9 protein-coding genes, 1 tRNA gene and 1 other RNA gene are annotated in these 11,833 nt (G+C 55.3%); all 11 read left to right on the top strand.

The features are described 5' to 3' along the window. The first annotated feature begins 60 nt into the window (after positions 1 to 60). Entirely contained in the window at positions 61 to 1,263 is a 1,203-nt protein-coding gene (locus CRO87_RS07475; RefSeq protein ID WP_097162314.1) for an MFS transporter, read from the top strand. 242 nt (positions 1,264 to 1,505) lie between these two features. Next, a complete protein-coding gene (eptB, locus tag CRO87_RS07470) occupies positions 1,506 to 3,188 on the top strand; it encodes a kdo(2)-lipid A phosphoethanolamine 7''-transferase (protein WP_097162313.1) in 1,683 nt (560 codons plus the stop codon). A 90-nt stretch (positions 3,189 to 3,278) separates the two neighbouring features. Next, positions 3,279 to 3,355: transfer RNA gene (locus tag CRO87_RS07465), tRNA-Pro, on the top strand. A gap of 35 nt (positions 3,356 to 3,390) precedes the next feature. Beyond that, a non-coding RNA gene (locus CRO87_RS07460) (RtT sRNA) lies at positions 3,391 to 3,522 on the top strand. A gap of 790 nt (positions 3,523 to 4,312) precedes the next feature. Then, entirely contained in the window at positions 4,313 to 5,920 is a 1,608-nt protein-coding gene (gene dppA, locus CRO87_RS07455; RefSeq protein WP_097162312.1) for a dipeptide ABC transporter periplasmic-binding protein DppA, read from the top strand. 131 nt (positions 5,921 to 6,051) lie between these two features. Continuing rightward, positions 6,052 to 7,071 carry a dipeptide ABC transporter permease DppB gene (dppB, locus tag CRO87_RS07450; protein ID WP_097162311.1) on the top strand — a complete coding sequence of 340 codons (1,020 nt, stop codon included), beginning with the start codon at positions 6,052 to 6,054 and terminating at the stop codon, positions 7,069 to 7,071. A gap of 9 nt (positions 7,072 to 7,080) precedes the next feature. Continuing rightward, on the top strand, positions 7,081 to 7,980 hold the full coding sequence (dppC, locus tag CRO87_RS07445; RefSeq protein ID WP_097162310.1) for a dipeptide ABC transporter permease DppC: 900 nt from the start codon (positions 7,081 to 7,083) through the stop codon (positions 7,978 to 7,980). Positions 7,981 to 7,990: 10 nt separating this feature from the next. Beyond that, complete coding sequence (gene dppD / locus CRO87_RS07440) at positions 7,991 to 8,974, top strand: dipeptide ABC transporter ATP-binding protein (RefSeq protein ID WP_097162309.1); 984 nt, start codon at positions 7,991 to 7,993, stop codon at positions 8,972 to 8,974. Then, positions 8,971 to 9,984, top strand: coding sequence for a dipeptide ABC transporter ATP-binding subunit DppF (gene dppF, locus CRO87_RS07435; protein WP_097162308.1), 1,014 nt, complete (start codon positions 8,971 to 8,973; stop codon positions 9,982 to 9,984). The genes dppD and dppF overlap by 4 nt, the downstream gene beginning before the upstream one ends. 478 nt (positions 9,985 to 10,462) lie before the next feature. After that, a complete protein-coding gene (bcsO, locus tag CRO87_RS07430; protein ID WP_097162307.1) occupies positions 10,463 to 11,035 on the top strand; it encodes a cellulose biosynthesis protein BcsO in 573 nt (190 codons plus the stop codon). Further along, the gene (bcsQ, locus tag CRO87_RS07425) at positions 11,026 to 11,829 is read left to right on the top strand and encodes a cellulose biosynthesis protein BcsQ (RefSeq protein ID WP_097162306.1); all 804 of its coding nucleotides are present in this window, start codon (positions 11,026 to 11,028) and stop codon (positions 11,827 to 11,829) included. The genes bcsO and bcsQ overlap by 10 nt, the downstream gene beginning before the upstream one ends. Positions 11,830 to 11,833 lie beyond the last annotated feature (4 nt).

Below are 11,833 nucleotides of genomic sequence, written 5' to 3'. Positions count from 1 at the left end.
TGCAGTGAAATGCACTTCGCTATTTTAAGCAGCAGTTAATCTTGATAAGGCAACTCTGCGATGAACGCTGCAATCCGTCCTTCTACCCGCTGGCTGACGCTGTTCGGGACCATCATTACCCAGTTCGCACTGGGTTCGGTTTACACCTGGAGCCTGTTTAACGGCGCGCTTTCAGCCAAGCTCGATGAGCCCGTGAGCCAGGTGGCGTTTTCCTTTGGTTTGCTGAGCCTCGGCCTGGCGATTTCTTCCTCGGTGGCCGGTAAGTTGCAGGAACGCTTTGGCGTGAAGCGCGTCACCATGGTCTCCGGTATTCTGCTCGGCGTGGGCTTTTTCCTGACGGCGCATGCGAATAACCTGATGATGCTGTGGCTGAGCGCGGGGGTGCTGGTTGGCCTGGCGGACGGCGCGGGCTATCTTCTGACCCTCTCCAACTGCGTGAAGTGGTTCCCGGAGCGCAAAGGGCTGATTTCAGCATTCTCCATCGGCGCGTATGGCCTTGGCAGCCTCGGCTTTAAGTTTATTGACAGCCAATTGCTGGCGAGCGTGGGCCTTGAGAAGACATTTATGATCTGGGGCGCGATTGTGCTGGTGATGATCGTCTTCGGTTCTACGCTGATGAAAGACGCGCCGAAGCAGGAAGTGAAAACGCTCAACGGCGTGGTGGAAAATGATTTCACCCTGGCGCAGTCGATGCGTAAGCCGCAGTACTGGATGCTGGCGGTGATGTTCCTGACCGCCTGCATGAGCGGCCTGTACGTGATTGGTGTGGCGAAAGATATTGCGCAGGGCATGGTGCACCTGGACGTGATGACCGCGGCGAATGCGGTGACGGTGATTTCCATCGCTAACCTGAGCGGACGCCTGGTGCTCGGTATTCTGTCCGATAAAATTGCCCGTATCCGCGTGATTACCATTGGTCAGGTGATTTCGCTGGTGGGTATGGCGGCGCTGCTGTTTGCCCCACTGAATGCGGTAAGCTTCTTCGCCGCAATTGCCTGCGTGGCCTTTAACTTCGGTGGCACCATTACCGTATTCCCGTCGCTGGTGAGTGAGTTCTTCGGCCTGAACAACCTGGCGAAAAACTACGGCGTGATTTATCTCGGCTTCGGCATCGGCAGTATCTGTGGATCGATTATTGCGTCGCTGTTTGGCGGGTTCTACGTGACTTTCTGCGTGATCTTCGCGCTGCTTATCCTCTCCCTGGCGCTTTCCAGCACCATTCGCCAGCCGAATCGCGAAGTGCTGGCCCAGGCACACGCCTGATACGGCGATGTTCCGCTGATAGGTAATCCATCAGCGGAATAAATCTTCAACCGGGGGCATTATTTTTGTAAAAATTGCTCCCGATCGCATTTCCTGCTGACACTTTTCCCGCCTCTCATGGTCTACTTGTCGCGCTTATAGACGTTTCTTATAACTGTTCCTTATGCGATTCCTTAATCTACTTACCGTCATTCCGATGGATAAGTCGGTTTTTTGTGCCCCTTTTCCCAGGGTTTGCTTGCATGAATTATATTAAATCGTTAACGCAACAACGGCTGTGTCTGTTCCTTGCGATCTATATCGGCCTGTTCCTGAACGGCGCCGTACTCGTCAGACGCCTGATGGGCTATTTCGAAGATTTGACGGTCAGAAACGGAATTTTCGCCGTTATAGAAATCTTTGGTTCGGTCCTCGCGACTTTCTTCCTGCTGCGCCTGCTTTCGCTGTTTGGCCGCCGTGCCTGGCAAGTGCTAGCCTCGCTGGTGGTGGTGATTTCCGCCGCGGCCAGTTATTACATGACCTTTATGAACGTGGTGATTGGCTACGGCATTGTGGCCTCGGTCATGACCACGGATATCGATTTATCCAAAGAAGTGGTGGGCCGTGGCCTGATGATGTGGACCGTGCTGGCGAGCCTGCCGCCGCTGTTCTTCATCTGGAGCAACCGCTGCCGCTATACGCTACTGCGCCAGCTTCGTACCCGCGGCCAGCGCGTGCGCAATCTCGCCGTGGTGCTGATGGCGGGCCTGCTGGTCTGGGCACCGATTCGGGTTATGGAGCGAGCGCAAAGGCACTATGAGAAAGTTATCGGAATGGACATGCCAAGCTACGGTGGCGTGGTGGCGAACTCTTATCTGCCCTCGAACTGGCTCTCTGCGCTGGGGCTGTATGCCTGGGCACAGGTTGATGAATCAACCGATAACAAATCCCTGATCAACCCGGCTAAAAAGTTCACCTATGTGGCGCCGGGTCATGAGCTGGATGATACCTATGTGGTGTTCATCATCGGCGAAACGACCCGCTGGGATCACATGGGGATTCTGGGTTATGACCGCGACACCACGCCGAAGCTGGCACAGGAGAAAAACCTGATTGCTTATCGTGGGTCATCGTGTGATACCGCAACCAAACTGTCGCTGCGCTGTATGTTTGTGCGCGAGGGTGGGGCCGAAGATAACCCTCAGCGAACCCTGAAGGAGCAGAACGTCTTTGCGGTTCTCAAGCAGCTGGGCTTCAGCTCAGACCTGTTCGCCATGCAGAGTGAAATTTGGTTCTACAGCAATACCATGGCCGATAACATCGCCTACCGCGAGCAGATTAGCGCCGAACCGCGCAACCGTGGCAAAGACGTGGACGACAAGCTGTTGCTGAGTGAAGTCTCCCAGTCGCTGCAAAATCACCCGCAAGGAAAGCATCTCATTATTCTGCATACCAAGGGCTCGCACTGGAGCTACTATCAGCGCTACACCCGGGATTTCGCCAAATGGCGGCCTGAGTGTACTGGGATCAACAAAGAGTGCAGCAAGGAGGAGCTTATCAACACCTACGATAACTCTGTGCTGTATGTCGACACGTTTATCAGCCGCGTGTTTGACCAGCTGCGCGATAAGAAAGCCATTGTTTTCTACGCCGCCGACCACGGTGAATCGATAAATGAACATGAGCACCTGCACGGCACTCCACGCAAGCTCGCGCCGCCTGAGCAGTTCCGTGTGCCGATGCTGATGTGGATGTCCGATAAGTATCTTGAAAACCCGGCTCATCAGCAGGCGTTTGAGCAGCTGAAGAAAGAAGCGGATATGAAGATTCCGCGTCGCCACGTAGAGCTTTACGACACCATTATGGGCTGCCTTGGCTACACCTCACCAAATGGTGGGATCAACGAGAACAACAACTGGTGCCACGTTCCGAAACAGGGTCAGTAGCGGGCTGGCGAGTTTATCGCCGATCGGACTGGCTTTTGCTGAAAAGGGATTGACGGGGTAGCATCGCAGCAGTAAGATGCGCTCCGCATTCGGCGAGTAGCGCAGCTTGGTAGCGCAACTGGTTTGGGACCAGTGGGTCGGAGGTTCGAATCCTCTCTCGCCGACCACATTCGAAAAACCTGCTTTTTTAAGCAGGTTTTTTTTCGTCTGTCGTTTATGAGGATGAGAAGCTCCGGGGTCGGAGGTTCGACTCGAGCGCAGCGAAAGAACGTTGCTTCAGCAACGGCCCGCAGGGCGAGCCACGCAGTGGTGAGTCATCCTCTCTCGCCGACCACATTCGAAAGGCCTGCTCTTTTAAGCAGGCCTTTTTGCATTTGGCGCTTTCTTCTTTCTCCCTCTCCCTGTGGGAGAGGGTCGGGGAGAGGGCATCAGGCTGCAGAGAGTTGCCCCTCTCCCTAACCCTCTCCCCGGAGGGACGAGGGAACTGGGCAGGGCAGGTTTTTGGAAGTACTTCTTCTTCTCCGTGGGAGGGCGCAGCAGGCCACTCGAAAGCCAAAAGCGCAAACCCCCAAAAATCCCCAACTCACCCCATTTCCCGCCATCAGCTCACCGTTTTGTGACATATTCCATTGTATTTTTTTATATTTGATAAGCTGAAATCTTGCGTTTCTTATGGATAAGCTCAGCATTTTCACCTGTGCGTTTTAACGTTCACGCTATTAATCGCTCAGATAATCGCCATTCTGCCAGAAATTTTCAAGAAATCGCTCGATTGTTAATCACTGGTTATTGCAAGGTGTGAAGATGATTGTGCTGCTGTTAAGCGCGTAGCATAAATTTCCCTGCTGAAAATACCCTGTCGAAGTTTTTTTAATCTTTGTCAGTGGTTTCTCACCGCTGATGTAAATCCCGGTTACCTGTATTGACGTTTGCACATCTTGTTGACAGATTGTAGGGCATGAGGGGCATTTCAGGGAGAATCTGCGCTGCTACTCAGCCGCTCTTCTGAAAGGAATCTCCAACCCTTTTAACGCCTTCGGGCACTACCGACCAGACCGGGTAAAAAACATATAAAGGCCTGGCGGAAATACACAACAAACAAACATCACATTTGGAGCAGAATAATGAGTATTTCCTTGAAAAAGTCAGGGATGCTGAAGCTTGGTCTCAGCCTGGTGGCATTGACCGTGGCAGCAAGCGTGCAGGCCAAAACCCTGGTTTACTGTTCTGAAGGCTCGCCGGAAGGCTTTAACCCACAGCTGTTTACCTCTGGTACAACCTACGACGCCAGCTCGGTGCCAATCTATAACCGTCTGGTCGAATTCAAAACCGGTACTACCGAAATCATTCCAGGCCTGGCTGAGAAGTGGGAAGTCAGCGAAGATGGCAAAACCTACACCTTCCACCTGCGTCAGGGCGTGAAGTGGCAGGACAACAAAGATTTCAAACCGACCCGCGATCTGAATGCTGACGACATCGTCTTCTCCTTCGATCGTCAGAAGAACGACAAAAACCCGTTCCACAAAGTCTCTGGCGGCAGCTACGAATACTTTGAAGGCATGGGCCTGCCGGATCTGATCAGCGAAGTGAAGAAAGTGGACGATAAGACAGTCCAGTTCGTGCTGACCCGTCCGGAAGCGCCGTTCCTCGCGGATCTGGCGATGGACTTCGCGTCCATTCTGTCCAAAGAATATGCTGACAACATGCTGAAAGCCGGTACGCCGGAGAAAGTTGACCTGAACCCAATCGGTACCGGTCCATTCCAGCTGCTGCAGTACCAGAAAGACTCCCGTATTCTGTACAAAGCCTTCCCGGGCTACTGGGGCACCAAGCCACAGATCGATCGTCTGGTCTTCTCCATCACCCCAGATGCTTCCGTGCGCTACGCCAAGCTGCAGAAAAACGAGTGCCAGGTTATGCCGTACCCGAACCCGGCTGACATCGCTCGCATGAAGCAGGACAAAAACATCAACCTGCTGTCGCAGGCGGGTCTGAACGTGGGTTACCTCTCCTTCAACACTGAGAAGAAACCGCTGGATGAAGTGAAAGTCCGTCAGGCACTGACCTACGCAGTAAATAAAGAAGCGATCATCAAAGCCGTTTATCAGGGTGCAGGCGTTGCTGCCAAGAACCTGATCCCACCAACCATGTGGGGCTATAACGACGACGTGAAGGATTACACCTACGATCCGGAAAAAGCTAAAGCGTTGCTGAAAGAAGCGGGCCACGCCGATGGCTTTACCATCGACCTGTGGGCGATGCCGGTTCAGCGTCCGTACAACCCGAACGCTCGCCGTATGGCTGAGATGATTCAGGCTGACTGGGCGAAAGTGGGCGTGAAAGCCAACATCGTGACCTACGAGTGGGGCGAGTACCTGAAGCGTGCGAAAGCCGGTGAGCACCAGTCTGTGATGATGGGCTGGACCGGTGACAACGGGGATCCGGATAACTTCTTCGCGACCCTGTTCAGCTGTGCGGCAGCGAAAGACGGCTCCAACTACTCTCGCTGGTGCTACAAGCCGTTTGAAGACCTGATTCAGCCGGCGCGTGCGACCGACGATCACAACAAGCGTATCGAACTGTACAAGCAGGCTCAGGTTGTGATGCATGACCAGGCTCCGGCGCTGATCATCGCTCACTCCACCGTGTACGAGCCAGTGCGTAAAGAAGTCAAAGGCTATGTGGTTGATCCGTTGGGCAAACACCACTTCGAAAACGTCTCTGTCGAATAATAAGTACCTTGCCTGATTCCCTCTCCCCCCTGGGGGAGGGAACGGGCTTCTTCTCCCCAAATTGGGGCGAGTCTGATGAGCAATACGACGTGCGGTCGCCAGGCTGTGCGTTATGAGAGAGAGTACGTGTTATGTTGCAGTTCATCCTCCGACGACTGGGATTAGTCATCCCGACCTTTATCGGTATTACCCTGCTTACCTTTGCCTTTGTGCACATGATCCCCGGCGACCCGGTGATGATCATGGCCGGTGAGCGCGGTATTTCCCCTGAGCGCCACGCGCAGCTTCTGGCCGCATTAGGTCTGGATAAGCCACTGTGGCAGCAGTATGTCAATTATATCTGGGGCGTTCTTCATGGCGATTTAGGCATTTCGCTGAAGAGCCGTCTGCCGGTGTGGACCGAGTTTGTGCCTCGCTTTAAAGCGACGCTGGAACTGGGCGTTTGCGCCATGATTTTTGCCGTCGCCGTCGGGATCCCCGTGGGCGTGCTGGCCGCCGTTAAGCGCGGTTCCATTTTTGACCACACCGCCGTGGGTCTGGCGCTGACGGGCTATTCCATGCCGATTTTCTGGTGGGGCATGATGCTTATTATGCTGGTCTCCGTGCAGCTGAACCTTGCGCCGGTGTCCGGACGTATCAGCGATTCGATATTCCTCGATGACAGCCAGCCGCTAACCGGCTTTATGCTGATTGATACCGCCATCTGGGGTGAGCAGGGCGACTTCATTGACGCACTGGCGCACATGGTGCTGCCTGCCATCGTGCTTGGCACCATTCCACTGGCGGTGATCGTGCGTATGACCCGCTCGGCGATGCTGGAAGTGCTCGGCGAAGACTACATCCGTACCGCCCGCGCAAAAGGCCTGACCCGCATGCGCGTCATCATCGTCCATGCGCTGCGTAACGCGATGCTGCCGGTGGTTACCGTTATCGGTTTGCAGGTGGGTACGCTGCTGGCGGGCGCCATTCTGACCGAAACGATTTTCTCCTGGCCGGGCCTTGGGCGCTGGCTGATTGATGCCCTGCAGCGCCGTGATTACCCGGTTGTTCAGGGCGGCGTCCTGCTGGTGGCGACGATGATTATCCTCGTTAACCTGCTGGTCGACCTGCTCTACGGCGTGGTGAACCCGCGTATTCGTCATCGGAAGTAAGGGGCCATCATGTCACAAGTCACTGAAACTAAAGTTGCTGCACCGGTGCCTATGACCCCGCTGCAGGAGTTCTGGCACTATTTTAAACGTAACAAAGGCGCGGTCGTCGGGCTGGTGTATGTTGTCGTGGTGATGCTTATCGCCATTTTCGCCAACTGGATTGCCCCGTATAACCCGGCGGAGCAGTTCCGCGATTCGCTGCTGGTTCCGCCGTTCTGGCAGGAAGGCGGCAGCTTTGCGCATTTGCTCGGTACCGATGACGTGGGTCGCGATGTGATGTCGCGTCTGATGTACGGTGCGCGCCTGTCGCTGCTGGTCGGCTGCCTGGTGGTGGTGCTGTCGCTGGTGCTGGGGGTTGTCCTTGGCCTGGTGGCGGGCTACTTCGGCGGCATCGTTGATAACATCATCATGCGTGTCGTCGACATCATGCTGGCGCTGCCGAGCCTGCTGCTGGCGTTGGTCCTGGTCGCGATATTCGGCCCGTCCATCGGCAACGCCGCGCTGGCGCTGACGTTCGTGGCGCTGCCTCACTACGTGCGCTTAACGCGTGCGGCGGTGCTGGTGGAAGTGAACCGCGACTACGTCACTGCTTCCCGCGTGGCGGGTGCCGGTGCGATGCGCCAGATGTTCGTCAATATTTTCCCAAACTGTCTTGCGCCGCTGATTGTTCAGGCGTCGCTGGGCTTCTCGAACGCCATTCTCGATATGGCCGCTCTTGGCTTCCTTGGCATGGGTGCGCAGCCGCCAACACCGGAGTGGGGCACCATGCTCTCCGACGTGTTGCAGTTCGCGCAAAGCGCCTGGTGGGTCGTGACCTTCCCGGGTCTTGCGATTCTGCTGACGGTGCTGGCATTTAACCTGATGGGCGACGGTCTGCGTGACGCGCTGGATCCCAAACTGAAGCAGTAAGAGGCACGAGATGGCGTTATTAAATGTAGATAAATTATCGGTGCACTTCGGTGACGAAGGCACCCCGTTTCGCGCCGTTGACCGCATCAGCTACAGCGTAAAGCAGGGCGAAGTGGTCGGTATTGTGGGCGAATCAGGCTCCGGTAAATCCGTCAGCTCGCTGGCGATTATGGGGCTGATTGATTACCCGGGCCGCGTGATGGCGGAAAAGCTGGAGTTTAACGGTCGCGACCTGAAGCGCATTTCCGAGAAAGAGCGCCGCCAGCTGGTGGGTGCGGAAGTGGCGATGATCTTCCAGGACCCGATGACCAGCCTCAACCCGTGCTACACCGTCGGTTTCCAGATTATGGAAGCGATTAAGGTGCATCAGGGCGGCAACAAGAAAACCCGCCGTCAGCGGGCCATCGATCTGCTGAATCAGGTAGGTATTCCTGACCCGGCATCGCGTCTGGACGTTTACCCGCATCAGCTCTCCGGCGGGATGAGCCAGCGCGTGATGATCGCGATGGCGATTGCTTGTCGTCCGAAGTTGCTGATCGCCGATGAGCCAACAACGGCGCTGGACGTGACCATTCAGGCGCAGATCATCGAACTGCTGCTGGAACTGCAGCAGAAAGAGAACATGGCGCTGGTGCTGATCACGCACGACCTGGCGCTGGTGGCGGAAGCCGCACACAAAATTATCGTGATGTACGCAGGCCAGGTGGTGGAAACCGGGGCCGCGCAGGATATCTTCCGCGCGCCGCGCCACCCTTACACCCAGGCGCTGCTGCGTGCGCTGCCGGAGTTTGCGCAGGACAAAGCCCGTCTGGCCTCGCTGCCGGGCGTGGTGCCGGGCAAATATGACCGTCCGAACGGCTGTCTGCTCAACCCGCGCTGCCCGTATGCGACAGACAAATGCCGCACGGTAGAACCTGAACTGAACCTGGTGGACAACGGCCGCCAGTCGAAATGCCACTTCCCACTCGATGATGCCGGGAGGCCAACCCTATGAGTACGCACGAGGCCACCTCGCAACAGCCGCTGTTGCAGGCTATCGACCTGAAAAAACACTACCCGGTGAAGAAGGGCATGTTTGCCCCGGAGCGCCTGGTCAAGGCCCTCGACGGCGTATCGTTCACCCTCGAACGCGGTAAAACGCTGGCGGTGGTGGGCGAGTCAGGCTGTGGGAAATCCACGCTGGGCCGCCTGCTGACGATGATCGAAGTACCGACCGGCGGTGAGCTGTATTACCAGGGGCAGGATCTGTTAAAGCACGATCCGCACGCCCAAAAGCTGCGCCGTCAGAAAATCCAGATCGTCTTCCAGAACCCGTACGGCTCGCTGAACCCGCGTAAGAAAGTGAGCCAGATCCTGGAAGAGCCGCTGCAAATCAACACGACGCTCAGTAAGGCAGAGCGTCGTGAAAAAGTGCTGGAAATGATGGCGAAAGTGGGCCTGAAAACCGAGCACTACGACCGCTATCCGCACATGTTCTCCGGCGGCCAGCGTCAGCGTATCGCCATTGCGCGCGGTCTGATGCTCGACCCGGACGTGGTGATCGCCGATGAGCCCGTGTCTGCGCTCGACGTGTCCGTGCGTGCGCAGGTGCTGAACCTGATGATGGATTTGCAGCAGGATATGGGGCTGTCGTACGTCTTTATCTCTCACGACCTGTCGGTGGTGGAGCACATCGCCGATGAAGTGATGGTGATGTACCTCGGTCGCTGCGTGGAGAAGGGGACCAAGGATCAGATCTTCAACAATCCTCAGCATCCGTACACTCAGGCACTGCTCTCTGCAACGCCGCGTCTGAACCCGGATGAGCGCCGCGAGCGCATCAAGCTGACCGGCGAGCTGCCAAGCCCGCTGAACCCGCCGCCGGGCTGTGCGTTTAACGCGCGCTGCCGTCGCCGTTTTGGGCCGTGCACGCAGCTTCAACCGCAGCTCAAAGACTACGGCGGACAGCTGGTCGCCTGTTTTGCGGTTGACCAGGACGTTAACGGTGAAAAAGCTCAGGCTTAAGGCGTGAAAGAACTAACCGGAGCCTCGTGCTCCGGTTTTTTTTATTACCTTAATAAAGGTAACGGTAATAGCCCGATAAAATGTAACAATAAATTTCAGTTAATGTATAAAAATTTCCACGCGCAGAGTTAATCCAAAAGTATTAGTCTCCAGATTTACCCTATCCCAATTGGCTATCTTGCTCATTCATTCACAAGCAGAATGATGTATGGCTTATACGCGATTAAGAAAGTAGAAAAATCTTAGCTCATTCCGGGCATAAAAAAAGATAGCGGTGGTAACGAATCCAGGTGAATATTGCGTGAAATAAACCAGCGCTTATTCACATTAAATCCCTGCTTAATAGTTGCGGATCGTAATTACTATCTTAATTAGGTAAGCGTTCACATTTATACAAAATACACTATGCTGTAGTTGGATGGATACGTTATAAAACAGCAAGTTATTGTCGTAATATTTTGTGAATCATGGGGTTACTATGAACCATTATGATGATTTGCAGCGGTTTAAGGACAAAACACGCACGCAAAGTCTTGAATTTAAGGATCTCTCTGCCCAAAGTGCCTCGCGTGAGCGTGGGGATTGGGCGATCCTCGATCAGCTCTCTCCTCAGACTGAAAAAGAAACCACCCTGGCCGTGGGCGGCTCTGTGACGCAGGTCGTCCCGCAACCGGTCTCAGCTGATGCCTTTGTGCCACACGATGTAGCGCCAGTGCGCATGGTGTCCAGCCAGGAGCTGCCACATGAAACCCGTGCGCCATCTATCATGCAGAGTGTTTCAACGCAGATGACCCCGCACGCGCACGCGGAGGCTGAACCCACTCCAGCCCCGGTGGCGAAGCCGGAACCGGACATCCGTCCCGTCACGCCGCAGGCCGATCCTGTACCGCAGCCCGCTGCTCGTCCGCCTGTCAGGACAGAGGCTCCGGAAGCGGTCAACTACTCTCGCCTCTTTGCATCTAAATCCGCCGTTATTGCTGATAAAGCAGAGAAAGAAGAGAAAGATCAGCCCTTAAAATCATTGCTGGAAAGGATTGCTTCATGCCGTTAATTTGCGTCTGTTCCCCCAAGGGAGGCGTGGGTAAAACAACTCTCGCGGCTAACCTGACCTATGCGCTGGCCCGGGCTGGCAGTAAAGTGCTGGCGCTCGATTTTGATGTGCAAAATGCGCTGCGCCTGCATTTCGGCGTGCCGCTTTCCGATGAGCGCGGCTATGTCGCCAAAGCGACGGACTCTTACGACTGGAGTCAGTACGTGCTCGGCGCAGGCGGCAACATGTTCGTTCTGCCTTATGGCGAAGTGACCGAACAACAGCGCGTGGATTTTGAAGACAGATTAGCCAACGACGAGCACTTCCTCGCTCGCGGTCTCGGTACGCTGCTCAACTATCCAGGGCTGGTTATTATCGCCGATTTCCCGCCGGGCCCATCTGCGGCGCTCAAGGCGATGACTCCGCTCGCCGATATTCACCTGGTAACGCTGATGGCTGACACGGCTTCCATGTCGCTGCTACCCCACGTGGAAAATAACCGCCTGACCGGCGAGGCGCTCAATCATAAACATGGTCATTTTTTCGTGGTGAACCAGAGCGACAGCCGCCGGCAAATCAGCCGTGACGTCACGGCGTTTATGGAAGAGAGGCTGGGTGAACAGTTGCTTGGGATCATTCATCGCGATGAAAGCGTCATTGAAGCGAACGCCTCGCAAAAATCAATATTTGAATTCAGCCCCTCATCGGCGGCGGCGTTTGATATTGAAATAATTGCAAAAAAAGTCGCCGCGAAGCTGGGCGTCAAAGTTGGGGATGGCACGGTACATAACATGCCACGCATGTCCGGGCTTTAATACA

This window comes from Enterobacter sp. CC120223-11 (assembly GCF_900215375.1).
GTDB lineage: Bacteria > Pseudomonadota > Gammaproteobacteria > Enterobacterales > Enterobacteriaceae > Scandinavium.
This window is presented reverse-complemented; position numbering and strand designations above follow the sequence as displayed.

Coding starts and splice junctions, on each gene's coding strand:
- CRO87_RS07475 (WP_097162314.1), top strand. CDS start 61: ATGAACGCTGCAATCCGTCCTTCTACCCGCTGGCTGACGCTGTTCGGG.
- eptB (WP_097162313.1), top strand. CDS start 1,506: ATGAATTATATTAAATCGTTAACGCAACAACGGCTGTGTCTGTTCCTT.
- dppA (WP_097162312.1), top strand. CDS start 4,313: ATGAGTATTTCCTTGAAAAAGTCAGGGATGCTGAAGCTTGGTCTCAGC.
- dppB (WP_097162311.1), top strand. CDS start 6,052: ATGTTGCAGTTCATCCTCCGACGACTGGGATTAGTCATCCCGACCTTT.
- dppC (WP_097162310.1), top strand. CDS start 7,081: ATGTCACAAGTCACTGAAACTAAAGTTGCTGCACCGGTGCCTATGACC.
- dppD (WP_097162309.1), top strand. CDS start 7,991: ATGGCGTTATTAAATGTAGATAAATTATCGGTGCACTTCGGTGACGAA.
- dppF (WP_097162308.1), top strand. CDS start 8,971: ATGAGTACGCACGAGGCCACCTCGCAACAGCCGCTGTTGCAGGCTATC.
- bcsO (WP_097162307.1), top strand. CDS start 10,463: ATGAACCATTATGATGATTTGCAGCGGTTTAAGGACAAAACACGCACG.
- bcsQ (WP_097162306.1), top strand. CDS start 11,026: ATGCCGTTAATTTGCGTCTGTTCCCCCAAGGGAGGCGTGGGTAAAACA.